The organism is Neisseria sp. CCUG17229 (assembly GCF_047839235.1).
Lineage (GTDB): Bacteria > Pseudomonadota > Gammaproteobacteria > Burkholderiales > Neisseriaceae > Neisseria > Neisseria brasiliensis.
In genome coordinates, this window is record NZ_CP181247.1 from 1,292,419 (window position 1) to 1,317,272 (window position 24,854).

23 protein-coding genes and 1 pseudogene are annotated in these 24,854 nt (G+C 44.7%); 9 read left to right on the forward strand and 15 right to left on the reverse strand.

What is annotated here, in order from left to right; genetic code table 11:
- The first annotated feature begins 22 nt into the window (after positions 1 to 22).
- The gene (locus tag ACM67B_RS06190) at positions 23 to 421 is read left to right on the forward strand and encodes a Cd(II)/Pb(II)-responsive transcriptional regulator (RefSeq protein WP_416188909.1); all 399 of its coding nucleotides are present in this window, start codon (positions 23 to 25) and stop codon (positions 419 to 421) included.
- 26 nt (positions 422 to 447) lie between these two features.
- Positions 448 to 801: pseudogene (locus ACM67B_RS06195) on the forward strand (arsenical-resistance protein); the annotation flags it as partial.
- A 52-nt stretch (positions 802 to 853) separates the two neighbouring features.
- Here ACM67B_RS06195 and ACM67B_RS06200 read toward each other — a convergent pair.
- Positions 854 to 1,528, reverse strand: a complete 675-nt coding sequence (locus ACM67B_RS06200) for a zinc-dependent alcohol dehydrogenase family protein (protein WP_238327098.1) — start codon at positions 1,526 to 1,528, stop codon at positions 854 to 856.
- 85 nt (positions 1,529 to 1,613) lie between these two features.
- On the opposite strand from ACM67B_RS06200, the gene ACM67B_RS06205 reads away from it, so the two are divergent.
- Positions 1,614 to 2,312: an efflux RND transporter permease subunit gene (locus ACM67B_RS06205; protein ID WP_233437163.1), complete on the forward strand. Its 699-nt coding sequence runs from the start codon at positions 1,614 to 1,616 to the stop codon at positions 2,310 to 2,312.
- A 49-nt stretch (positions 2,313 to 2,361) separates the two neighbouring features.
- On the opposite strand, the gene ACM67B_RS06210 is transcribed toward ACM67B_RS06205, so the two are convergent.
- The 6 genes from ACM67B_RS06210 to ACM67B_RS06235 all read right to left on the reverse strand — a co-directional run bounded on the left by ACM67B_RS06210 (position 2,362) and on the right by ACM67B_RS06235 (position 9,689).
- Positions 2,362 to 2,772: a hypothetical protein gene (locus ACM67B_RS06210; RefSeq protein ID WP_005631033.1), complete on the reverse strand. Its 411-nt coding sequence runs from the start codon at positions 2,770 to 2,772 to the stop codon at positions 2,362 to 2,364.
- 1 nt (position 2,773) lies between these two features.
- Entirely contained in the window at positions 2,774 to 4,813 is a 2,040-nt protein-coding gene (locus tag ACM67B_RS06215) for an integrase (RefSeq protein WP_416188910.1), read from the reverse strand.
- Between the two features lie 2 nt (positions 4,814 to 4,815).
- Positions 4,816 to 6,336, reverse strand: coding sequence for a site-specific integrase (locus tag ACM67B_RS06220; RefSeq protein ID WP_416188911.1), 1,521 nt, complete (start codon positions 6,334 to 6,336; stop codon positions 4,816 to 4,818).
- Positions 6,323 to 7,603 (reverse strand): site-specific integrase, encoded by a 1,281-nt coding sequence (locus ACM67B_RS06225; protein WP_416188912.1) that lies wholly within the window; start codon positions 7,601 to 7,603, stop codon positions 6,323 to 6,325. Before ACM67B_RS06225 ends, ACM67B_RS06220 begins: the two co-directional genes overlap by 14 nt.
- A 150-nt stretch (positions 7,604 to 7,753) precedes the next feature.
- On the reverse strand, positions 7,754 to 8,305 hold the full coding sequence (locus tag ACM67B_RS06230; protein WP_416188913.1) for a single-stranded DNA-binding protein: 552 nt from the start codon (positions 8,303 to 8,305) through the stop codon (positions 7,754 to 7,756).
- Between the two features lies 1 nt (position 8,306).
- Positions 8,307 to 9,689 carry an MFS transporter gene (locus ACM67B_RS06235; protein WP_416188914.1) on the reverse strand — a complete coding sequence of 461 codons (1,383 nt, stop codon included), beginning with the start codon at positions 9,687 to 9,689 and terminating at the stop codon, positions 8,307 to 8,309.
- A gap of 509 nt (positions 9,690 to 10,198) precedes the next feature.
- On the opposite strand from ACM67B_RS06235, the gene ppx reads away from it, so the two are divergent.
- Positions 10,199 to 11,707, forward strand: coding sequence for an exopolyphosphatase (gene ppx / locus ACM67B_RS06240; RefSeq protein WP_416188915.1), 1,509 nt, complete (start codon positions 10,199 to 10,201; stop codon positions 11,705 to 11,707).
- A 54-nt stretch (positions 11,708 to 11,761) separates the two neighbouring features.
- Here ppx and ACM67B_RS06245 read toward each other — a convergent pair whose 3' ends face one another.
- The 3 genes from ACM67B_RS06245 to ACM67B_RS06255 all read right to left on the reverse strand — a co-directional run bounded on the left by ACM67B_RS06245 (position 11,762) and on the right by ACM67B_RS06255 (position 14,144).
- Positions 11,762 to 12,196 carry a MarR family winged helix-turn-helix transcriptional regulator gene (locus ACM67B_RS06245; RefSeq protein ID WP_416188916.1) on the reverse strand — a complete coding sequence of 145 codons (435 nt, stop codon included), beginning with the start codon at positions 12,194 to 12,196 and terminating at the stop codon, positions 11,762 to 11,764.
- 299 nt (positions 12,197 to 12,495) lie between these two features.
- Positions 12,496 to 13,548 (reverse strand): NADP(H)-dependent aldo-keto reductase, encoded by a 1,053-nt coding sequence (locus ACM67B_RS06250; RefSeq protein ID WP_416188917.1) that lies wholly within the window; start codon positions 13,546 to 13,548, stop codon positions 12,496 to 12,498.
- A 59-nt stretch (positions 13,549 to 13,607) separates the two neighbouring features.
- Entirely contained in the window at positions 13,608 to 14,144 is a 537-nt protein-coding gene (locus tag ACM67B_RS06255; protein WP_416190529.1) for a hypothetical protein, read from the reverse strand.
- 90 nt (positions 14,145 to 14,234) lie between these two features.
- Between ACM67B_RS06255 and ACM67B_RS06260 the strand changes: the two genes are divergently transcribed.
- The 3 genes from ACM67B_RS06260 to ACM67B_RS06270 all read left to right on the forward strand — a co-directional run bounded on the left by ACM67B_RS06260 (position 14,235) and on the right by ACM67B_RS06270 (position 16,413).
- Complete coding sequence (locus ACM67B_RS06260) at positions 14,235 to 14,858, forward strand: LysE family transporter (RefSeq protein ID WP_416188918.1); 624 nt, start codon at positions 14,235 to 14,237, stop codon at positions 14,856 to 14,858.
- A 146-nt stretch (positions 14,859 to 15,004) separates the two neighbouring features.
- On the forward strand, positions 15,005 to 15,418 hold the full coding sequence (locus ACM67B_RS06265; RefSeq protein WP_416188919.1) for an NfeD family protein: 414 nt from the start codon (positions 15,005 to 15,007) through the stop codon (positions 15,416 to 15,418).
- A 23-nt stretch (positions 15,419 to 15,441) separates the two neighbouring features.
- Positions 15,442 to 16,413: an SPFH domain-containing protein gene (locus tag ACM67B_RS06270; RefSeq protein WP_095503582.1), complete on the forward strand. Its 972-nt coding sequence runs from the start codon at positions 15,442 to 15,444 to the stop codon at positions 16,411 to 16,413.
- 63 nt (positions 16,414 to 16,476) lie between these two features.
- Here ACM67B_RS06270 and ACM67B_RS06275 read toward each other — a convergent pair whose 3' ends face one another.
- The 3 genes from ACM67B_RS06275 to clpB form a co-directional block, all read right to left on the reverse strand.
- Complete coding sequence (locus ACM67B_RS06275) at positions 16,477 to 17,250, reverse strand: transporter substrate-binding domain-containing protein (protein WP_416188920.1); 774 nt, start codon at positions 17,248 to 17,250, stop codon at positions 16,477 to 16,479.
- Between the two features lie 206 nt (positions 17,251 to 17,456).
- Positions 17,457 to 17,951: a hypothetical protein gene (locus ACM67B_RS06280; protein WP_416188921.1), complete on the reverse strand. Its 495-nt coding sequence runs from the start codon at positions 17,949 to 17,951 to the stop codon at positions 17,457 to 17,459.
- Positions 17,952 to 18,104: 153 nt separating this feature from the next.
- Complete coding sequence (gene clpB / locus ACM67B_RS06285; RefSeq protein WP_416188922.1) at positions 18,105 to 20,678, reverse strand: ATP-dependent chaperone ClpB; 2,574 nt, start codon at positions 20,676 to 20,678, stop codon at positions 18,105 to 18,107.
- Positions 20,679 to 20,936: 258 nt separating this feature from the next.
- Here clpB and trpS point away from each other — a divergent pair, with 258 nt between their 5' ends.
- Positions 20,937 to 21,947, forward strand: a complete 1,011-nt coding sequence (gene trpS / locus ACM67B_RS06290; protein ID WP_416188923.1) for a tryptophan--tRNA ligase — start codon at positions 20,937 to 20,939, stop codon at positions 21,945 to 21,947.
- A 58-nt stretch (positions 21,948 to 22,005) separates the two neighbouring features.
- On the opposite strand, the gene ACM67B_RS06295 is transcribed toward trpS, so the two are convergent.
- Positions 22,006 to 22,275, reverse strand: a complete 270-nt coding sequence (locus tag ACM67B_RS06295) for a YihD family protein (protein ID WP_416188924.1) — start codon at positions 22,273 to 22,275, stop codon at positions 22,006 to 22,008.
- Between the two features lie 143 nt (positions 22,276 to 22,418).
- Between ACM67B_RS06295 and ung the strand changes: the two genes are divergently transcribed.
- The gene (ung, locus tag ACM67B_RS06300) at positions 22,419 to 23,078 is read left to right on the forward strand and encodes a uracil-DNA glycosylase (protein ID WP_416188925.1); all 660 of its coding nucleotides are present in this window, start codon (positions 22,419 to 22,421) and stop codon (positions 23,076 to 23,078) included.
- A gap of 90 nt (positions 23,079 to 23,168) precedes the next feature.
- On the opposite strand, the gene ilvA is transcribed toward ung, so the two are convergent.
- Positions 23,169 to 24,695, reverse strand: a complete 1,527-nt coding sequence (gene ilvA, locus ACM67B_RS06305) for a threonine ammonia-lyase, biosynthetic (protein WP_416188926.1) — start codon at positions 24,693 to 24,695, stop codon at positions 23,169 to 23,171.
- Positions 24,696 to 24,854: the final 159 nt, after the last annotated feature.

The following is a 24,854-nucleotide window of genomic DNA, read 5'->3' on the forward strand; positions in this document are numbered from 1 at the left end:
GTCATTACAGGGTCAAGCCAAAATGTCAAAATTTTTTAAAATAAAACAAGCCAGTGAACAAACAGGCGTACATTTGGAAACCATTCGTTATTATGAAAAACAAGGCTTAATCGCCCCTACACATCAACAAAACGGCTATCGTGTGTTTGATGAAAATCAGTTAGAACAATTACACTTTATTAAAACTTGCCGTAATATCGGTCTTTCTTTAAGTAACATCAAAACGCTGTTGCAATTACAACAAACGCCTAACAAACAATGCAATGAAATCAATGCACTTGCCGAGCAACATTTGGCATATTTGGACGAACAAATCACAGAACTACAACAAGTTAAAACTTTTCTAATGCAATTTGTGGGTTGTGAAAATAAAACGGTTGATAAGTGTCAGATTATTCAAGGTATTAAAGAAAAAGAATAGTGGAATATTTTTCAGGCAGCCTGAAACCTTTTTCCATTATGGGTTTGATTTTGACGGTGGTGTTGCTGTTTGCCTTTCAAACCCAAACCATTATTGCCAATCCCTTGATTATTTTGCTGATTGCCATTCCCTTGCTGGCACAGACTTACGGCATTTTTGCCTTGGCTCACGTTTTGGCAAAATAGCTCAAATTACCACACGAAATTTCCGCCCCTGCGTGCTTGATTGGCACGAGTAATTTTTTTGAATTGGCGGTGGCGGTGGCAATTTCTTTGTTCGGTTTGCACTCGGGGGCGGCATTGGCAACGGTGGTCGGTGTGCTGGTGGAAGTGCCTGTGATGCTCTCGCTAGTGTGGTGGCTTAATCGGCAGGTAAAATAACGATGTGCCGTCTGAAACTTATTTTTCAGACGGCATATTTACCTTAAAACAATCAAACCTTTACCAAAATCTTCCCAATCTGTGCATTGCTTTCCATATAACGGTGAGCTTCCGCCATTTCATCAAAAGCAAAAACTTTGTCAATTTCTGGTTTTAATTGACCGCTTGCTAAGCCGTCAAACACGAATTTTTTCGCTTGAGCGAGTTTTTCTGGTACGGTAGTGATTTCAAACAATTCATAGCCTCGCACGGTTAAGTGTTTGCCTAAAATTGGGAACACAGGCACGGCGATATCATCGTGGCTTAATGCACCGTAGATGATGTATTTGCCGTCTTGTGTCATTGCGTTGATAATTTTTGCTGCTTCTTTGCCACCCACAGGGTCGAACACCAAATTCACGCCTTTGCCGTTTGTAATTTCTAGTAATTTAGCCGTAACGTCATCTTCTTTGGTGGCAATCACAAAATCCGCCCCTTTCTGTAAAAGCACATCGCCTTTGGCGTGCGTGCGAGACAGAGCAATCACGTTTGCCCCTTGCATTTTGGCGATTTGAATGGCGGCAATGCCTACCGAGCTGGTCGCTCCGCCCAATACAACAAAATCGCCTTTTTGCACCTTGCCAAATTCAATCAAACCGCCGTATGCGGTTACAAACATCATCCAACTGGCAGCCGCTTGCTCCATCGTCAGATTTTCAGGGTGTTTTACCACTGCGTGAACAGGCATATTCACGAGCTCGCCATAAGTGCCGTATCGTTGCCGATATTCATCGGCAAGTTTAGAGCGTTTCGACCGTGAACGCTGCATTGCAGTGGAAGCAGATTTAGCCTTAGGGCAAACCATCGGCACCGCATTATCTCAAATCAACGAGCTACAGATAATGCAAAACCTGCCTGACGGCGTGCGTGTGCCATCATCGGGCGATGCGGAAATGATGGACGAAATGTTCAGCCAATTCGGCTTTGCTATGGCGTCTGGCGTAGCGATGGTGTTGTTAGTGCTGGTATTGTTGTTCAAGGATTTCTTGCAACTGCTTACCATTTTGACCGCACTTCCGCTCTCTATTGGCGGCGCAGCAGTTGGCTTGCTCGCCTACGGTGCAGCGTTGGATATGTCTTCTGTGATCGGCATTTTGATGTTAATGGGCATCGTAACTAAAAACTCCATTTTGCTGGTGGACTTCGTGATAGAAAAACGTCAACAAGGAATGATACGCCATCAAGCCTTAATTCAATCGGGTTCGGAACGTGTCCGCCCGATTTTAATGACCACCATTGCAATGGTAGCGGGAATGATCCCGGCTGTGTTTGCCAGCGGTGCAGGCGCGGCATTTAGAGCACCTATGGCAATCGCTGTCATTTGTGGTTTAATCGCCTCAACCTTGTTGAGCCTAGTATTTGTGCCTGTAGTTTATTCCTTAATGGATGACCTCAGAGAATGGCTAGCCCCGAAATTAGCCAAATTAACATCAGTAACACCGGAGGATAGAATCCCAAGAAGAGAAGGATAATCTTTTTGAAAAAATACTGTTTGAAATTTAAATTTCAAACGGTATCTCTTTATCGATGCTGGCGATTAACTGCAATAAGTGGCTTATTTAGCTTATCTTCTGTCATTCCATGCATATATGCATTATACTGCCATACAATGAATTTTTGCTTGTATTGCTCATTGATTTCTTCCAATCGTTGTACTTGAGCCTTTAAATTATTTACTTGTTTTTGCAAATAATCTATCGTTACATTTGGTTGAGGATTAGCTTTAGAGTTTTCTTTTATTCTTTGTTTCCGTGTACTAAAAGCCTTTTGTATATCACTATAATTAGCTAGTGATTGTCTTTCAATGCTTTTAATATTCAATAGTTGTGAAACTTCAGAACAAAGTAAATCCCATGTTAATTTACCCTCCCAAGTATTAATCAACATGATTATATCTTCTAAATTTTCCTCTGTGATAAGAATTTTAGGCATACTATAACTCCATTAGTCTATATAAATCATCGTCTAATCTAGCTGTTTCAGGCTTTTGAAGATCTATATCCATTCCCTTTTCCTGTAAAGCTAATTTAACTGGAGAAGGGTCGTACTCATCAGGCATTCTTAATAATGATCCATTTGGGATTTCACTATTTTCTAAGAACTTAATTTTAGTTTTTATATGTGTTAATCTCCATCCTAGGTTACTTATCCAACGATCTGCACCAAAAACACCTATTTTATGGTGTTCTTTGGCTTTATTAAATTGCTCGGTTAATTGAGTCTCACGTTGCTTTAATATTTCTAAAGAAGACTCTAATCCTTTAATACAAATAAGCTCTTTACATGTTTCACAATCACCATGACGAGAACATGGAGACATTGCATAATCATGTTCACAGATCCCTATTTCTGTTACCGTTGCGATTCCAATTCTATCTTTCCCTAAGTCTTCATAGGTAATAGGAAGATTCAAATGAATTTTATCTAAGATAGAAATATCTTCGGGAATGAGTAAATTCCTAACTGATTCACTTTTTTCTTCTTCTGTTCTGTGATCATAAGCCTTGTTATCTGCAACTCTTGCTCGTCCTGCCCAATTAGCTAAAGTTAACTCATCCATTCCTCCTCGTTCAGCTTTTGTACTTAACCAATGTCTTGCATTGTGTGATGGTAATCTTATGAATTCTCCTTTGGATGTGCCTATACAATGTTTTTCCCATAATGATGTTTTAGGACGAGTTTTAGAATAGCAAAACCTATTATTAATTTGATTCACCGTTGGTAACACAAAAGAAAAACTTTTAGGGGAAAAGTCATCATGAAATTCATTTTCTCTAAATAATAATAAAGCTTCAGAAACCTTAACATTTTTATGTTTATCAACATAAGGCCAATTATGAAATTTTGATGTATATTTTTTATATAAAAATTTTCCTAACACCTCATAAGTTATAATTCCATCATTTTCACTTATTAAATTTTTAAACCATTTGGTGTTACAGATATTTTGGGAATCAATATCTAACACTTCAGCTATTTCACTATTAGTCAAAGGTTTTTGATATAAAAAATGGGATGGAGCAGCCTCTTTATTCGATAACATCAATATATTAGGATTTTCTTCCGCAAATTTAGCAACCCCTCTTGCTAAGGAGCCTATACTTGTTAAACGTTTAACGGCTTCAACAACAATATCTTGCATACAGCTAGGAACCCATTTTAATCCCACTTTACCATTTTTTGCAGGTATCCATCGAATACCTAATTGCTTATTTCCTAAGCTATCATTCTCCCATTCTAAGCAATTAACAGATAAAGACATCAACTCAGAACAACGAGATGGAGCGACCATAAGTAGAGCCATAACAGCTGTATAATATTCAGTTTCTTTGTCTAAATTAGGGGCATCATGAAAGAGTTTAGCAACCAGCATCATTTCTTCATCAGTTGGCATTTTACTTGAACGGTATTCTTTTCCTTTATCATCCAGTAGTATAGTCAAATCTCTAGGGCGTTTATAAGGATTTTCCCATAAAGGTAGTTGAGGTGTAATTTGATTTTCTCTACAAAAATCAAATAACTTTTGAAGTTGATAACCTAATTTATTGACTGATTCCGTACCTTTTTTATATTTCTTTGATACGATATTTTCTACTTCATGAATAACTAAATAATCAAGCTGAAGTATGTCAGCTTTTCCTTTAATATTGTAGAGAGCCATTTCAACTATACGTAAAGATTCAGTATGTCGGGCTAAATTCCGAATAGGACTTAGAGAATAAGTATAACGAATATAGGCTTTGGCAAATTCAATGAATGGTGCAGCTAATGGCTCATATTTATAAGCTGTAGATTTAATTCTTTCTGTGGAAAAACGAACCTGAACTGGATAAATGCTGAATGTTGTTTTCCATTGGTTGTTTTCCCAGCAATCATTTCCAAAGGTAGTAAGCTGATTTTTACTGAAATTAATAAATTGCTCTAAATTAGATTTAGGATTATTATCTTTCGGAGTAAAAATTAGATTGTTCATAATCAGTGGCTCCCCATAGTTCTTTTCATATCATTGCAAGCTTGAACAACATACTCAACAGCTAGAATAATACGATCTTTGGATGATGCATAATCTATGCTTTTAGTCTGTTTTAAACGTTCTTCCTTTTCCTCATACAACTTATTTAAGATTTGTTGATGAGGACCATCAACGAGCGGTCTAAACTTAGGACATAAATAACAAGTTTCATAGCCAGTTATACAAAAATCATTTGTACCACAAGCACCTATTGTATCTATTCCGTTATTGGTTATTAAAGATGTTGGATCGTGCCCCCTCTCGCTTTCATTTAAGTTAGAAATAATTCTACCTGTAAATGCTTGAGCTAGTTTTCCCATTTCAGCACCCATAACACGATCAATGTATTGCACTGTATCAGCTGTATTTTCAGTATAAACTTTAACGTTTTGTGTATCTGTATGATCTAGGAGCTCTGCTATAATCGTTGCCCCAACCCCTTTTCTTCCTAGATTTGTTCCTCTAGTATGGCGAAAACGTCTTGCTGTTACATGAATAATTTCACCTGTTCGTTCTGAAATTGCTTTTTGGTGAATACAGAATTTTCGTAATGCGTATAGCTCCAACGAAGAAGCAGAATAATGAAAAATATCTTTGCTTAATAATGAAAGATCAAAATTCCTATTTTTGATATTCTTCTTTAAACAATTCCAATCAATAAACATTGGTAATTTCATTTTATAACTAGAAATAAAGGTTTCATCAACCAGACTAAGCAATTTCTTATATTGATGTTCCATAAAGTTTAGGAGAATTAAATATAAGTCCTCTGTGATAGCAAGCTTTTTAAACGTTTCTCTAAATAACCCTCCTCTTTTTTTTGCACTAGGGATATTTAGAAAATAATTCCATGTTCCTTGAGAGATTTCCTTTCTTAGGTCTTCAAATTTTAAATGGCGTATTTGAATGGGTCTTCTAGCTGTAGATTGAAGTAAGTGAATATATGCATATGTTTCAAATGAAATAAGATCTTCTCTCCAAAGTCTAGCAAGTTCAGCCATTAAAGCCAAAATTTCATTTTCGGTAAATGCTCCTGTATAAGGGCATCTCATTAATACCGATTTACCTTTATCATTTCCACTCAACGTAAAGCTTTCTAGCAATGACACAACAGATTTATCAACTCCATAATAGCCATACTCATGCCATGACAGTAAAAAACCCTTTAATGCTCCTAAATGCCACTCACGCTCTTTACCTAAAGTAGCTTTCCAATTTATTATCACAGATGTATCAATAATATTTGAGTTAGTACTTATTACAAATTCTTGGAATCGACGATGCATATTAAAAGTATGGTAGCTAGAATATTTTTCAGCATAAATAGCAAGTGTTTTTTTAAATCCTGCTAGTGTTTTATGATCTATATCTAATACAGCTTGAGAGAAATTAATTGTAATATCTTTACTTATATGCCAAGAGTTTTCATTTTCATCAAATACATACCCATCTCTTGACTGTCTAAGACGTTTATTCTGATTCATAATTATCAACCTTTTTTTGAAACTCAATCTGAAGATCTAATAATATCTTGTTAGCTTTTTCTCTTATATAACGTTGATTATAAATATTTCCTGATTTCTCGGATGTATGTCCCATAAGATGTTGTCTCATCTTTGCTTCTTTTTCAGGAGAAATAAAATCTTTATGAGAAGAATCATGATTTACATTTTGATTATTTTTATCCACCTTTCGTGAAAAATCTAAGTTCCATTCATGACGAAAAATATGTGGATGAATAATTGAAAATTTAGAATCTATCTTTTTCATCGTTGGTACAATAACATTATCAAAAGAACTGGTACTAATTGGGTTTCCTTGCGTTTTTCCTTTTCGATGGGTTACAAATAAATATGGATGTTTATTAGCGTTAGGAATCTTAGAGCGATAGTTCATAATATAGTCATTGATAAGTTGAGCTATATTTTGTGAAATAGGAAGTCGCCTTTCTTTCGTTTTACTTACAGCTTGCTTCTTCCTTGTGTCAAATTTATCATCATGCGTTCGTCTAATTGTAATTGAGGATTTAGCTGTTCCTATATCAATAAATGGGATTTGAATTGATAATAGCTCTCCTCTTCTAATCCCTAATTCCTTTAATAAGATAAACATCAAATGGTTTCTTTTTCTAATTCCAATATCTTGAAATGGATTATTAGGATTAGAAAAGTTCGCAATAGACATAAACTCATCTAACAATCCATCAGGTAGCACACTTTCTGGTTTGATAGATAATGTTTTATGATTTTTAGGTCTTGACTCTTTAATTAACGTAATTAGTTTCGTCAATTTTTCAATATATTCATTAGATACATTAATTACTTTAGATAGAAATAATATGTATTCTGAAAGCGTTGTTAGTCTATTATATTGATGACTAAGAGATACGGCAGAATAAATATCAATAAATTGAGTCCTACCTTTCATTAACACACTTTTTTTTGTATTGATTACATTCTTTTGCTTTTTTACATTTATTCTCATATGCCGAATAAGAGATTCTAATTGGTTTTCTGTTAAGAGTACTTTGTTATGAATTAGATCACTAATAACAAGATTATTCTGTTTTTCCCAATTCATTATCCACTGTATAGTTCCCAGCTTATTTCTAATTGTGTTTACTGCGGATTGATTACGTAGTTCCACAGTTACCCATAAGGTTGAATAAAAATCAGGAATACCAGTTTTAACATTAACCAATATAGGAAAACGTTCTCCATTTGAAAAAAGGACTGTTTCTAATCTATACATATTCATTTAATTTACAAAAATATCATATATAAATACTATCAAATTAAAGATGTTGTGTCAAAATTAATGTAAAAAAAGAGAACCCTTTTAAAATAAAGGGTTCTCTATATTTATATGGGTTTTATTTTACAGTTTTAAATTATATGTAACTCAAAACGGAATATCATCGTCAATATCATCAACCGGAGCAGCCGGAGCGGTTGGTGCGCGACGAGCCGGGGCAGCCGGTGGTGCGCTTGGCGCTTCTTGCTGGTGAGCCGGAGCGGATTGGTAAGATTGCTGCGGTGCCGATTGTTGGTAGCCGCCTTGCGAACCTTGATAACCGCTTTGGTCATAGCCGCCATCATTATAAGGTGCGCCGCCTGAATTATCGTTGCGGCCGCCGAGCATTTTCATTTCGCTAGCGATGATATCGTAAGCAGTACGCTCGATGCCGTCTTTGCCTTGGTATTTGCGGCTTTGGATGCGGCCTTCCAAATATACTTGGCCGCCTTTGCGCAGGTATTGCCCCGCAATTTCAGCCAAGCGGCGGTACATAGTGATGTTGTGCCACTCGGTGCGCTCTTGGCGCTGGCCGTTGCGGTCGTTCCATGTTTCGCTGGTGGCGATGCTGAAGTTGCACACGGCTTCACCGTTGGGCATGTAACGGACTTCCGGGTCGCGACCCAAGCGGCCGATAAGGATGACTTTATTCAATGACATATTAATCTCCTAAAATGATTTTTTCCGCCGCCGACGGGTCGAAACCTTTTTGCAACGCTTTAATATAAACGGTTTGTTTGTCTTGGCTGAACGTTACCGCTTCCACACCGGATAATCCGATCAGCGCATGGTAAAGCGCGTCAGTTCGCCCCTGCCATTGCGGTTGAACCGCATAAGCTATGTTTTTCACCGGCTTCGGCGCTGGTGATACCCAAGCAATTAGCAGCCACACCAACATTAACGCGCTGCAAAACGCAAACACGCCGTTGAAACCGTAATGCTGGAACAACACCCCGCCAATCGTGCCGCCGACAAACAGGCCGATGGATTGCATGGTATTGTACACACCCATTGCCGTACCCTTCAAATCCGACGGCGCGATTTTCGACACCATCGACGGCAGGCTGGCTTCCAACACATTGAAACCGATAAAATAAATAATCATAAACGCTGTGATGAGCCAAATCGAGTTCAGGCCAAACATCAAAGCGATTTGCGCTGAAGCAATGCACACAATGCCGAAAATAAACACTTGTTTCAGCTTATTGCGTGTTTCACCAACAATAATCAGCGGCACCATCAACACCAAGCCGATAATGGTTGCCGGCAGATACACTTTCCAATGCTGGGTTTTTAGCAAGCCCAATGCTTCCATGGCAAACGGCAAGGTGGTAAACAGCGCCATTTGCGCCGCATGCAGCGCGAAAATACCGAAATCCAAGCTTAATAACTGGCGGTTTTTCAATACTTCCGCCACCCGACCCGGCTGGGCTTGCGCATCATCGTGCACACGCGATTGCTCGGGATTGGGCGTTAACCATGCCACCACGCCGATGCTGATCAGTGTCAGCACGCCGGTCAGGGCAAATAAGCCCTGCACACCAATCCAAGCCGCCATCATCGGCGCCAGCACCAAGCTCACGGAAAAAGTCAGGCCAATGCTCAAACCAATCATCGCCATGGCACGGGTGCGCACTTCATCGCGCGTCAAATCCGCCAATAAAGCCGTTACCGCCGCGCTCACTGCGCCTGCACCCTGTAAAGCGCGCGCCACCACCAGCATGATTAGAGAATCAGCTACCGCCGCCATAAAGCTGCCGGCAGCAAAAATAATCAGGCCAATGTAAATTACTTTTTTACGGCCAAACTTATCCGAAGCCATGCCCATCGGCAATTGCAGCAATGCCTGCGTCAAGCCGTAAATACCCATGGCCAAACCGATTAAGGCTTTGTCGTTTTCCGCGCCGGGCAAGGTTGCCGCATATAAAGCCAACACCGGCAATACCAAAAACATGCCTAACATTCTCAGCGCATAGACACCTGAAAGTGTCGTACTGGCGCGCCATTCATGCGGAAACATTTGTATGCGGTTATCTCTAGCCATCATTATTCCCCAGACGGCCTGATGCAGCATCAGGCCGTCTGAAACCTGAAAAGTCGTTAACGGGAGGATTATACAGGATTCAAAACTCTTTGCATTTGCTTTATTGCAGCCGCCTAATTTGGTATGCAAAATCAATCGATCACGCTGTTACCAACAATTATGGAATATATCCGATAAAGAATTTTCATCCGGCCTATTGCCTTCACGTTGCGTTCCGACAACGCCCTGAACAAAGTAAAAAAACAATCAGCCGCATACTAATCGACAAGCAATGGCCTATCAGCAATCAGGTAGGCTTTTTCCATAAGCTAAGATATTGTGTTTACACATATTATTTCTGCCGACTTAATAGCCTTCAACCACTCCCCTGAAAAACCTGGGCTATTTTTTGGCAATCCACTCTACGCCCATCTTTGTATTGAATCAAAAGATACCCACATTAGGGGATGACAGTATTTTTGGCGCCATGTAACATAACGTCTTCATTTTATCCCATCCGATTCATTCCTATGACAGCCCCCAGCTCAAACCTTCTTGCTTCTGTGGACTTAGGTTCCAACAGCTTCCGCCTGCAAATCTGTGAAAATAATAACGGCCAACTTAAAATTATTGACTCCTTCAAACAAATGGTGCGCTTGGCTGCCGGTTTGGACGAACAAAAATTCCTTAGCGAAGAGTCACAACAACGCGCTTTGGAGTGTTTGGCTAAATTTGGTGAACGGCTGCAAGGCTTTCAGTCTGAGCAAGTACGCGTAGTAGCTACCAATACCTTCCGTGTCGCTAAAAATATTGCCCAATTTATTCCCAAAGCAGAAGCTGCGTTAGGCTTTCCGATTGAAGTTATTGCCGGCCGCGAAGAAGCACGTTTGATTTACACCGGCGTGGTGCACACCCTACCACCCAACGGCGACCGCATGTTGGTCATCGACATTGGCGGCGGCTCGACTGAATTTGTTATCGGCTCAGACTTGAAACCGACCAATACCGAAAGCTTGGCATTAGGCTGCGTAACCTACAGCATGCGTTTTTTCCAAAACAAAATCACTGCTAAAGATTTCCAAGCTGCCATTTCTGCTGCACGCAACGAAATCCAACGCATCAGCAAAATCATGAAGCGCACCGGCTGGGACTTCTCGGTAGGCACTTCCGGTTCGGCCAAAGCCATCCGTGACGTGTTGGCTGCCGAATATCCGCAAGAATCCGACATCACTTACGAAGGCATGAGAAAACTGGCCGAACGCATCATAGAGGCCGGCTCCGTGAAAAAAGCCAAATTAAGCGACTTAAAACCAGAGCGCGTGGAAGTATTCGCCGGCGGTTTGGCCGTGATGATGGCGGCTTTTGAAGAGCTGGAAATCAAAAAAATGATGGTCACCGAAGCAGCATTGCGCGACGGTGTATTCTACGATTTCATCGGCCGTAAATTAAATGCCGATATGCGCGACCAAACCACAGCCGAATTCCAAAAACGCTATCATGTCAGCCAAAACCAGGCCAAGCGTGTATCGGAAACGGCGCAAGCTTTCATGGAAAACATATGCTTGGCGCTGAATGTGCCGGTACAAGACTTGACCAATTGGAAACAATTCTTGCGCTGGGCTGGCTTATTACATGAAATCGGTTTGGACATTGCCCACACCGGCTACCACAAACATTCGGCCTATATTTTGGAATATGCCGATATGCCCGGCTTTTCACGCAAAGAACAAACCATCTTGTCGCAATTGGTGCTTGGCCATCGCGGCGATTTGAAAAAAATGGTTGATATCGTCGGTAACGATCAAATGCTGTGGTATGCCATTTTGTCGCTGCGCTTGGCTGCACTCTTCTGCCGCGCACGTTTGCCGCTGGAATTACCAAACCAACTGCAATTCCGCACCGATGAAGACAAGCAAAGCGTGTTGCTGCGCATCAGCGAAGCTTGGCTCGACAAGCATCCATTGATTGCTTCAGCGTTGGAATACGAAAGCCAGCAATGGAACAAAATCAATCAACCTTTTGATGTGCAAACCTTGTAAATCAAAAATTAAACAGGCCGTCTGAATTTCAGACGGCCTGTTTATATTTTTCAATCAAGAATGGCTTTTCTGCCATTTATTAAACGATTCCAAAGCGCGCTCAAGCAAGTTTTGCAATTGCGCCCATTCTTCATCAGATAAATCGGCAAACATCTCTTTTTCCAAATTGTGGCCGATGGTCTCAGCCACCAACCAAGCTTCTTCACCTCGTTTGCTCAAGTGCAGGCATTGGCGGCGGTTATCGCGTTCATCTACTGTGCGGGTAATCAAACCACGCTGTTCCAAAGCGGCCAGATTTTTCGACAATAGCGTTTTATCCAATTCCAAATTTTCCAGCAGCTCCGTCGGCGTGCTGCCGGGCATATCGTGCAGTAAACGCAATACACGCAACTCACGGATTTTCAAACCAACGGCATCGTGGTAATAAACATCGGCCGCTTTAATCGCCGCCGAACTGATTTGCACCAAACGGTAAGTCAGGTATGCCATGTTCTCTTCCTTTGTGATGATTGTATTTATTTTCAGACGACCCGAGACCTTTGCAAAACCCTAGATTTGAGTATAGTTCAAAGTAAGCAAACACAGAAAGCGCAGACATATCATAAAAAGGCTAAGCTTTCGAGCAGCGCATAATGAAGAAATGTGCCAAAGATGGGGAGTTTGCAAAGGTCTCAGCCTGCCATTTCATTTGAAACCTAGCCATAAGCTGTATCAGGTAATATTAACGTAATCAAGGCCGTCTGAAAACCTGATTTGTTTTCAGACGGCCTTGTTCTACCGCTTAATGATTAAGGGCAAGGATTGCTGATTTCGGCATGCACATCGTTAATCGCATTCAGCACATCTTCACTTAACACCACGTCAGCCGTGGCGATGTTTTCACGCAATTGATCCATCGTGGTCGCGCCGATGATGTTGCTGCCGACAAACGCTTGCTGGGTCACAAACGCCAAAGACAATTGCGTGAGCGTCAAACCTGCTTCTTCGGCAATTTTGGCATAACGCTCAACCGCTTCTTCTGCTTTCGGCTTGGTGTAACGTTGGAAACGTTCAAACAAAGCCAAGCGGCTGCCTTCGGGTTTTGCACCGTGGCGGTATTTACCGGTCAACACGCCAAAAGCCAGCGGCGAATAAGCCAGCAGCGGGATGTCTTCGCGCAAAGAAATTTCGCTCAAGCCCACTTCATAGCTGCGGTTGAGCAGGTTATACGGATTTTGTACCGAAGCCACGCGCGGCAGATCGGCGTTTTGCTCGTGTTGGTTGAGATAGCGCATCGTGCCCCACGGCGTTTCGTTCGACAAACCGAAGGCGCGAATTTTACCCTGTTTCACCAATTCGCCCAAAGCATCGACAATTTCTTCAATCGGCGTAAATGCTTCGTCATCCGACAAATCAGCCACACCCAATTTGCCGAAGAAATTGACTTTGCGCTCCGGCCAATGTAGTTGGTACAAATCCAAATAATCGGTATTCAAACGCTGCAAACTGGCATCGCAGGCTTCCAAAATTTGCGCGCGCGAAAAGTCGTTGCCATTACGGATATAGCTTTCCAAGCGGTTGGCGCCAGTCGGGCCGGCAATTTTACTGGCCAACACGAAATCATCACGCTTTCCGCGTGCTTTAATCCATGAGCCGATATAGCGCTCGGTGGTGGCATAGGTTTCCTTGCCCGGCGGCACGGGGTACATTTCCGCCGTGTCGATAAAATTCACACCGTTGGCCAAAGCGTAATCCAGCTGCTCATGGGCTTCTTGTTCGGTGTTTTGCTCGCCCCAAGTCATGGTACCCAAGCAGATTTTGCTCACCTCAATGCCGGTGCGGCCGAGTTTGCGCTGTTCCATAAGATTCCTTTCAGAATGTTTTCAGACGGCCTGATGCTTCAATGCCGTCTGAAAATCAATTAATAATTGCGGCGGCGGAAGAAAAATGCGCCATCGCTGTCGGCTTCTAAAATATAGCGGCCGGTTTGTACAGCGGCATAGCCCGATTTGTTTTCGGAATACGATTTCAAACCGGCATGGCTAATCAGATAATCGGTAAGCTTAGTGCCGTCTTCCGCCACATTGTCCACCAGTTTGGCAAATAAGGTATGGCACGTGCCATCTTTGCGCCAGCCGATGTTTTTACCACCATCGGTTTCCATACAGGTGCCGCGAATCATTTCTAAATCGTTGCTGCGCTCGCCGATAAGCTCGACTTGGTTGCCATCACCCATACCCTCAATCGGATAAACTGCGCTCGGTTTGCCGTCAACCGTTTGGCCTGATTGCGCTGCACCCAATGCCAAACCGTTAATCGCGCTCTCATCAATATATTTCACTTTAAACAAAGGCTTCGGTGGCACACCGGCTTGCGTTTCATCGGCCGGTTTATCAGACTGGCCACCGCAGGCCGCCAGCATTATTGGCAATAACAACAAGAAAAATTTGCGCATGATTTCTATCCTAACGATTCGGAATGATTCAGAAAATGTTATTATAGCCACCCTGTAATGGTTTTAACACCCACCAAGCCCACGAAAAACCCCATGATTTGGAACATTATTATTATTCACCTGCTCGGCATGATGAGCCCCGGCCCCGATTTTTTCTACATTGCCCGCACCGCCGCGTTACACGGCCGCAAAAATGCCGTGTTTGCCGTATTGGGCATCGTTACTGGCGTGATGTTTTGGGCCAGCGCCACCATGCTCGGCTTGTCGCTGCTGTTGAAAACTTTTCCGATGTTCAATACCGTATTGATGTGTTTGGGCGGCAGCTATTTGATGTATTTGGGCTGGAAAATGGTCAATGTGCGGCAAAACGCTGATTTCCGCCATGCCGAAGCCGCTGCGGCTGCGACACCAACCACACCATTAAACGAAGCGAAAAAAGGCTTACTGGTCAATCTTTCCAACCCAAAAATTGTGGTGTATTTCAGCAGCGTGATGTCGGCAGTGTTGGCAGACATCACCGAAACGTGGCAAATCGCCGGTGTCTTGCTGTTGCTCTGGATGGAAACCATCGTTTTCTTCACTGGATTGGCGGTTTTGTTTTCCGGCCAAGCCGTGAAACGGTTTTACAGCCGCTATAGCCGCTATTTAGATAATTTTTCCGGCTTGTTTTTCTTGTGCTTTGGTGGCTACTTGATTTATAAGGCTTTATTTTCCTAACTGATTCAAACGAGGCCGTCTGAAACATTCAGACGGCCTTTTTTATTGCAAATGAATATGTAAAAATATGCTATAAAACTTTGAATTTCCAAAGCTATTTGATACATTTAATTAATTTGATCACAACAATAATAAGGAGATGCGCAATGATTTGGTTTATCTTGGCTGCTACCCTGCTGATACTCGAGCTGTTCATCGGCACGATTTACCTGATGGTGGTGAGTGCGGCTTTGTTTGGCGCAGGTCTAGTGGCTTGGTTTAATGCCAACACCATAGCTGCGATTCTAACCGCTGCCATCCTCTCCGCTCTCGGTATTTGGGGGGCGCGGGGATGGATACAAAAGCACCGCAAACCGGATGAAATTGAAAACCTTGCCAATGATCTCGATATCGGCCAAACGGTACAGATTTCACGCCATATGCATACCGATTATTACGAAGTGATTTACCGTGGGACACATTGGCAGGCACAGGCATTGAACGCCCCAGCCGCCACCAGCGCGCAAACCGGCGTGATTACCGGCAAAAACGGCAATATTTTATTGATTCACTTACATTAATTCATCCACATTAAGGAAAAAACATGGAAATTTTATACAGCTTTCCGATTCTGATTTTAGCGGCGGTAATCGTCTTCGGCTTTAAAGCCTTTGTGGTCGTGCCGCAGCAAGAAGCCTATGTAGTCGAACGTTTGGGGCGTTTTCACAAAGTGCTCAACCCCGGCCTGAGCATTCTGATTCCCTTTATCGATCGCGTGGCCTACAAACACACGCTTAAAGAAATTCCGCTGGATGTGCCCAGCCAAGTCTGCATCACGCGCGACAACACCCAGCTCACCGTTGACGGCATTATTTATTTCCAAGTAACCGATCCAAAGCTCGCTTCATACGGCACCAGCAACTATATTATGGCCATTACCCAATTGGCGCAAACCACCCTGCGCTCGGTTATCGGCCGCATGGAATTGGATAAAACCTTTGAAGAACGCGACGAAATCAACAGCATCGTCGTGGCGGCGCTGGACGAAGCAGCCACTTCTTGGGGCGTAAAAGTGTTGCGTTACGAAATCAAAGATTTGGTTCCGCCACAAGAAATTCTGCGCTCAATGCAGGCACAAATCACCGCCGAGCGTGAAAAACGCGCCCGCATCGCCGAATCGGAAGGCCGCAAAATCGAGCAAATCAACTTGGCCAGTGGTCAGCGCGAAGCCGAGATTCAACAATCCGAAGGCGAAATGCAGGCAGCGATTAACGAATCACGCGGCCAAAAAGAAGCACAAATCAACCGCGCCCAAGGTGAAGCCGAAGCCCTGCGCTTGGTGGCCGAAGCCAACGCCGATGCCATCCGCGCCGTGGCTGCTGCCTTGCAACACCCAGGTGGTAATGAAGCGGTGAATCTGAAGGTGGCCGAACAATACGTCGAAGCCTTCAGCAAACTGGCTAAAGAAAACAATACCTTGATTATGCCGGCCAACGTTGCCGACATCGGCAGCTTGGTTTCCGCAGGCTTGAAGATTGTGGAAGGAAATAAAAATTCTTCATCGATTTTGAAATAAGCATTTAGTGAAAAGGCCGTCTGAAAAAATCATTTTCAGACGGCCTTTTTATGTATTGAAGACTTAGCGTGGTAACCAACGTTGAATGGTTTGATCCAATCCGCCGGATAATTTTTCCAAGCGCAGGAATTGATCAACATAAGCTTTGAAGCGGAAATCATTGTCACGAATCAACCAAGCATTTTGCGCCGGACGCAGCGGCTTATCCGGATTCACGCCGCACAACACGCCTTTGTGTTCATGGGTTTTCACAATTGCTTCGGCTGCTTCTGTCACAAACACATCCGCGCGCCCTTCTGCCACTTCATTAAAAATGGTCAGGTTTTCAGGATGCATGGTCAGCTTGGCGTTGGTCAATACCGTGCGGGCGTAATTTTCGTTGCTGCCGCCCGGATTGGCCACAATACGCACATGCGGCTGGTTGATTTGTTCAGCCGTTTGATATTTAGATACATCTTCGCAGCGCACCAGAGGCGTTTTGCCATTGGTAAAATACGGCTCACTCATCAACGCTTGCTGCTGACGCGGCAAAGTAATTGAAATGCCGCCCACGCCCAAATCACATTTCGATTTGAAATCGGCAATCAAGGTCGGCCAACTGCTTTTCACAATCTTGACTTTCGCGCCCATGCTTTGTGCCAAACGCTCGACCAAATCGTTGTCGATGCCTTCAAATTTGCCGTTATTGTCAAAGCTGAAAGGCTTGTAATCACCCGGTGAGCACACCAACAATTCTTTGCTTTTCATCACTTTTGCCAAGGTATCTGGCGCTGCGGCAGCGTGCGCTTGAACAGCCAATGCCGACAACACGCCAGCCATCAATAATTTTCTCATCATTTCTTCCTTAAGGTTTATTCGTGCGTTATTTTAACCTTAGCATGGGAAGATGAAAAACTTGCTTTACGCAATTTCATTTCGTTTTTAAAAAATAATTAAAATATCATCTTTCTTATTTAGTAGATTATTTCAATTAATTTTAAAAAATAGTCAACCCGATAACGCCTTATACCTTTTATTCATCATTCAATATCATTTAAATGTGTTCAGACGGCCTCCATCAGCCATTGGGGTAATGCCGCTTTGCGTTTACACACCGTATTCAAACGCTGCTGCCCGTCTTTTTCAAATACCAAATCCACACCACTTTGCAGGCGCAAAATCACGTTGGCCGCATCTTCAATTTTGAAAAAATCGATGTGATGGCGGATTAATTGGTTGAGCACAAAATTCAAATTCAGCTTTTCCGGCTGGCCAAATAGCCACGGGTGCAGCAAAATCGAACGCCCACCATCTAGGCTGCTAAAAGGCAGATGCTCCAAGCGGATTTGGTTCAATATGCCGTCTGAAAAATGAAATTCGATGTTGCCGTAAAGCCAAATATTCAAGCCCTGCTTGACGATTAAGCCTTGCGATGTGCAATCGGGGTCAGGAAACATCTGCAAAATCTGCTCGTCGCTTTGGCCGATTTCTATATAATCAAAACGGCCGGTTTTCAAAAATTCGTGCATATTGACGGCAATGGGGAAATTGAATTTCATGCGCGCTACTCCATCGATAAAACGCTATGGTGTTTATCTTAAATTAAAATACGAATGAAATCTATTCTTATTTAAGATAAAAACAAAAGGCCGTCTGAAAGATGATGTTCTTTCAGACGGCCTGCTAAACCAACTAATACTAATCAGCTAAGCTTATTCAAATGCCAAGCGGTCGCCGTCGGCAGTTACGTTAATCACGCTCTCTGGTGCATAACGGCCGGACAACAAGGCTTTGGCCAGCGGATTCTCAATCTCGGCTTGAATCGCGCGTTTCAAAGGTCGCGCGCCATATACCGGATCGAAACCGGCTTCGGCGATGATGTCCAAAGCGGCATCAGACACACGCAAATGCAGGTCTTGCGCTGCCAAGCGTTTTTCCAAACCGCGCAACTGGATTTTGGCAATGCTGCGGATATGTTCCTGCGCCAAACCGTGGAACACGACCACTTCGTCAATGCGGTTAATCAGCTCAGGGCGGAAATGCTCTTTCACGTCTTCCATCACCACTTCTTTGAGCGCGTCGTAATCGGCGGTACCCATTTGCTGAATATGCTGGCTGCCGATATTCGAGGTCATCACCACCACAGTGTTTTTGAAGTCCACCGTGCGGCCTTGTCCGTCGGTCAGGCGGCCATCATCTAGCACTTGCAGCAAGATATTGAACACATCAGGATGCGCTTTTTCCACTTCGTCCAGCAAAATCACGCTATACGGTTTGCGGCGCACTTGCTCGGTGAGGTAGCCGCCTTCTTCGTAGCCGACATAGCCCGGAGGCGCGCCGATTAAGCGGGCGATGCTGTGTTTTTCCATGTATTCCGACATATCGATGCGGATTAAATGGTCTTCGCTGTCGAACAAGAAGCCGGCCAGCGTTTTGCACAACTCGGTTTTACCCACGCCGGTCGGGCCTAAGAACAAGAAGCTGCCGTATGGTTTGTTCGGGTCAGCCAAACCGCTGCGGCTGCGGCGGATGGCATCGGCTACAGCACGCACGGCTTCGTCTTGGCCGACCACGCGCTGATGCAATACTTCTTCCATCTTCAGCAATTTCTCGCGCTCACCCTCCATCATTTTCGTCACCGGAATACCGGTCATGCGCGACACGATTTCGGCCACTTCGTCCGCGCCCACTTCGGTGCGGAAAAGCTTGTTGGCTTTTTTGGTTTCCGGATTGCTCTCGGCGGCGGCCAGTTGCTCACTCAATTTCGGCAGTTCGCCGTATTCCAACTCAGACGCTTTGGCATAATCGCCGCTGCGTTTGGCCTGCTCGATTTTCACCTTCAAATCATCGATTTGTTTTTTGATGTCGGCCGAGCTGGACGATGCGGCTTTTTCGGCTTTCCAGATTTCGTCCAAATCGGCGTATTCTTTTTGCAAAACGTCGATTTCTTCGTCAATCAATTCCAAGCGTTTTTTGCTGGCTTCGTCGCTTTCTTTCTCAACGTGCATTTTTTCCATTTTCAATTGGATAATGCGGCGGTCGAGTTTGTCCATCTGCTCCGGCTTGGAATCCAATTCCATCTTGATGCGGCTGGCGGCTTCGTCAATCAAATCAATGGCTTTATCGGGTAGGAAACGGTCGGTAATATAGCGGTCGCTCAATTCGGCTGCGGCCACAATCGCCGGGTCGGTAATGTCGATGCCGTGGTGGATTTCGTAACGCTCTTGCAAGCCGCGCAAAATCGCCACCGTGTCTTCCACGCTCGGTTCGCCCACCAATACTTTTTGGAAACGGCGTTCCAATGCGGCATCTTTTTCGATGTATTGGCGGTATTCGTCTAAGGTAGTCGCGCCGATACAGTGCAATTCGCCGCGCGCCAAAGCCGGTTTCAACATATTGCCGGCATCCATCGCGCCATCGGTTTTACCCGCGCCGACCAAAGTGTGGATTTCATCGATGAAAATTAATGTGTTGCCATCGTCTTTGGCCAAGTCGTTTAACACCGCTTTCAAGCGTTCTTCAAATTCGCCGCGGTATTTCGCACCGGCAATCAAGGCTGCCAAGTCTAACACCAGCAGACGTTTGCCGCGCAACGATTCCGGCACTTCGCCATTAACAATCCGCTGCGCCAAGCCCTCTACAATGGCGGTTTTACCCACGCCCGGTTCGCCAATCAATACCGGATTGTTTTTGGTACGGCGTTGCAACACCTGAATCGCACGGCGAATTTCGTCATCGCGGCCAATCACCGGGTCAAGCTTGCCTTCACGGGCGCGCTGGGTTAAATCGGTGGTGTATTTTTTCAAGGCTTCGCGTTGGTCTTCTGCATTGGCGTCATTCACGGTTTGTCCCCCACGCACGGCATCAATCGCCGCATTGATGTTTTGTTCGGTCGCACCGGCATTTTTCAACACTTTGCCGGTGGCATCGTTTTGCTGCACCAAAGCCAACAAAAACAATTCGCTGGCAATATAGGCATCACCGCGCTTCATCGCGGCTTTGTCCATTAGGTTCAACACCGCCTGCAATTCACGGCTCGGTAAAATCTCGCCACCATTGTCCGATACTTTCGGGAAACCGTTCAACAAGGTTTGCAATTCGGTTTTCACCTGCGCCACATTCACACCGGCATGCGCCAGCAAAGCCGCTGCGCCGCTGTTTTGATCGTCTAATAATGCTTTTAAAACATGACCCGCTTCCAAATAGCTGTTGTCTGCGGCTAAGGCCAAGCTTTGGCCTTCCTGCAGCGCTTGTTGGAATTTTGCGGTAAGTTTGTCGAATCTCATCTTTTGCTTCCTTCTCGTGGAAATATTCTGTTAACCCCTATATAAAGCCATCTGTGGATAACTCAATATGCGAATGCGTATTTTTTGATGATTTTATCTTATATTATTGTTTTATATATCATTAAAATTGTGCATAACTTTTCAGACGGCCTTTTCGCTTATCTTTTAGGTCGTCTGAAAAAATCCCTACAAATCAGGTATAATCAAGCCCTATTCTTTTTCAGACGGCCTTTTCAAGCCGAAACACAGGAATCCACCATGAGCAAAAAACGCGTTCTCACCGGTGTTACCACCACCGGTATTCCCCACTTGGGCAACTATGTCGGCGCCATCCGCCCGGCCATCCGCGCCGCGCAAGCCGATGATACCGAATCTTTTCTGTTTCTCGCCGATTACCACGGCATCATCAAATGCCACGATCCGGCAATGATTCACGAATCCACCCAAGCCGTGGCCGCTACTTGGCTTTCATGCGGCCTTGACCCCGAACGCACCACGTTTTACCGCCAAAGCGACATTCCTGAAATCATGGAACTCAATTGGATTCTGACCTGCATCACCGCCAAGGGTCTGATGAACCGCGCCCATGCCTACAAAGCCGCGGTGCAGGATAACCTTAACAACGGCCAAGAAGACCAAGACCACCAAATCGAAATGGGCTTATACAGCTACCCGATTTTGATGACCGCCGATATTTTGATGTTTAAAGCCAACGAAGTGCCGGTCGGCCGCGACCAAATCCAACACGTCGAAATGGCGCGCGACATTGCCGGCCGCTTCAACCACCGCTTTAAAGAAGTGTTCACCCTGCCCGAAGTGAAAATTGACGAGCAGGTTGAATTGCTGGTCGGCTTAGACGGCCGCAAAATGTCGAAATCCTACGGCAACACCATTCCGCTGTGGGAAAACGACAAGAAAACCCAAAAATCGGTCAACAAAATCATCACCAACTTAAAAGAACCGGGCGAACCAAAACAACCCGACGAAAGTCCGTTGTTTGAAATCTACAAAGCCTTTGCCACGCCGTCTGAAACCGCCGACTTCACCCAAATGCTGGCCGAAGGCTTGGCTTGGGGCGAAGCGAAGAAACTGCTGGCCGCCAAAATCAATACCGAATTGGCCGAACCACGCGAACGCTACGCCGCCCTAACCGCCAACCCAGCCCAAATCGAAGAGATTTTGCAGGCCGGAGCCGCCAAAGCCCGCAAAGAAGCGCGCGTGTTACTGGACGAAGTGCGCGATGCGGTGGGTATTCGTGCATTGAAATAAGGTTTGAATATGACAAAAGCCGTCTGAATAATCGATTTGATGTTCAGACAGCCTTTTTTCAATCCTTCAAAATCCCACGCGCGCGCAGCAATGCGGTTTTGAAATCTTCTTCGTAATCTTTGGCAATCCCCGGCACAGGCGCGGTTTTGTCTTTACCGTGCATTTTCAGATGGTAAATAATCACTTCGTCCGTCAACTCGGCAACCGGTTTGTCAAAGCCTGCTTCGTCGGCTATTTTCTGCAAAATTTGGGTTAAGTGCATTTCCGGCTCTTGTTTCCAATAAGGCTCGAGCAATTCTAAAAGTTCGCGCAATCGATGTGAACGCATGATGTTTCCTTTCGGGTAAATAAAAGCGGGTTTATGTTCATTTTAATGGATTTATTGGCGTGGTTCAAAAACGTATTCACCGACCCTTTAGGCCGTCTGAAAATGCTATAATCCGCGGCATTGATGTTTACAGGCAGACGATTATGCAAACTTGGCACCAAGCCATCGGCGCGGAAAAAGAGCAGCCCTATTTCCAACACATTATCGATACGGTCAAGCAAGAGCGGCAATCGGGGCGGGTGATTTATCCGCCGGCGGCAGATGTGTTTAATGCGTTTAAGGCGACCGAATTTCATCAGGTGAAAGTGGTGATTTTGGGGCAAGACCCGTATCACGGTGCAGGTCAGGCGCATGGTTTGTCGTTTTCGGTGCGGCCGGATATTCAGATTCCGCCTTCTTTGGTGAATATTTATAAGGAATTGGCCACTGACATTGAAGGCTTTCAGATTCCGCAGCACGGCTATTTGCAACATTGGGCAGAACAAGGTGTGTTGCTGCTCAATACGGTATTGACCGTGCGCGCCGGACAAGCACATTCGCACGCACCTTTGGGCTGGGAACGTTTCACCGACCGCGTGATCGCCCAGCTTAACGAACACCGCGAGCATATTGTGTTTATTCTATGGGGCAGCCACGCGCAGAAAAAAGGCGCGTTTATCGACCGCAGCCGTCATTTGGTGTTGACCGCGCCGCATCCCTCGCCGCTTTCTGCCTATCGCGGCTTTTTCGGTTGCCGCCATTTTTCGCAAGCCAATGCGTATTTAAAGGCGCAAGGTTTGGCGGAAATTGATTGGCAGGTTTAATCAAGTTTTACCTTAAATATAAATGCAGTATGATTTTTATTTGAAACGACTATTACAAAGGCCGTCTGAACATTCAGACGGCCTTTACATTTACGCCAAGAATAATTGATAGGCTTGGTTATCCGTTTCGTCTTGATAAACATAACCCAAGCTGTCTAAAAATTCATTAAACGCGGCTTCATCGGCAGGCGGCACGTCAATGCCGACCAAAATGCGTCCGTAATCCGCGCCATGATTGCGGTAGTGGAATAAGGTAATGTTCCAGCCGCCTTGCATGTGGTTCAGGAAACGTGCCAATGCACCCGGGCGCTCAGGGAACTCAAAGCTGACTAAGCGTTCGTTTTTCACTTTATCGGTACGGCCGCCGACCATGTAGCGGATGTGGATTTTAGAAATTTCATCGTTGGTCAAATCCACATTCGGCAAACCGGCATTGTTAAGCTGCGCGTGAATGGTTGCCAAATCGCGCGAACCGGCAGTTTGCAGACCGACAAACACATGGGCTTTGTTTTCATTACCGTAACGGTAGTTAAATTCGGTGATGTTGCGGTTGCCCAGCAAATCGATAAACTTGCGGAAGCTGCCCGGCTCTTCCGGAATCGTCACTCCGAAAATACCTTCGTTGCCCTCACCCAATTCGCTGCGCTCGGAAACGTGGCGCAAACGGTGGAAGTTCATGTTGGCGCCACTGGTCACGGCGATTAAGGTTTGGTTTTGCGCACCGTTGCGGGCGATATAGGCTTTCAAACCGGCCAAAGCAAGCGCACCGGCAGGCTCCATAATACTGCGCGTGTCATCAAAAATATCTTTAATCGCGCCGCAAATGGCATCGGTATCGACGGTAATCACGCCATCGAGCAATTCTTTGCACAAGCGGAAAGTTTCTTCGCCCACCACTTTCACTGCCGTGCCGTCTGAAAACAGGCCGACATCTTTCAGCGGCACGATTTTGCCTTCTTCAATCGACTGCTTCATGCAGCAAGAATCATCGGTTTGCACGCCAATCACTTTAATATCGGGGCGAACTTGTTTGATAAACGCCGCCACACCGGCCGCCAAACCGCCGCCGCCAATCGGCACAAACACGGCATCGATTTTATCCGCGCGCTGGCGCACGATTTCCATGCCCACCGTGCCTTGTCCGGCAATCACATCGGGATCGTCAAATGGCGCGATGTAGGTCAAGCCGTCTTTTTTTACCAACTCCATGGCGTAATCGTATGCATCGTTATACGACACACCTTTCAGCACCACTTCGCCGCCACGGTTTTTCACCGCATCGATTTTGATCTGGGGCGTGGTTTCCGGCATCACAATAATCGCACGACAGCCCAAACGGTGTGCCGACAAAGCCACACCTTGCGCATGGTTGCCCGCCGAAGCCGCAATCACGCCGCAGGCCAAGGCTTCTTTGGATAATTTGGCCATTTTGTTGTAAGCACCACGAATCTTGAATGAGAACACCGGCTGCAAGTCTTCACGCTTGAGCAAGATATTATTGTTCAGACGGCCTGACAAACCACGGGCAGGCTCCAACGGGGTTTCCACCGCAACATCGTACACAGAAGCGGTCAAAATACGAATCAGATAATCAGAATAAGAAGGGCGAGTGTTCATGGGTATCTATTAGAATCAATCGTTTACAAAATAATTAAGCCATCGCCGTTGAAATATTTGTCAAACTTTGTCAACAAAACAGCGAAAAGGTAAAACCATACCCTTCAGGCCGTCTGAAGGCAAGAAAAATCTTAGCAAATCAAGCACGAATCGGTATAA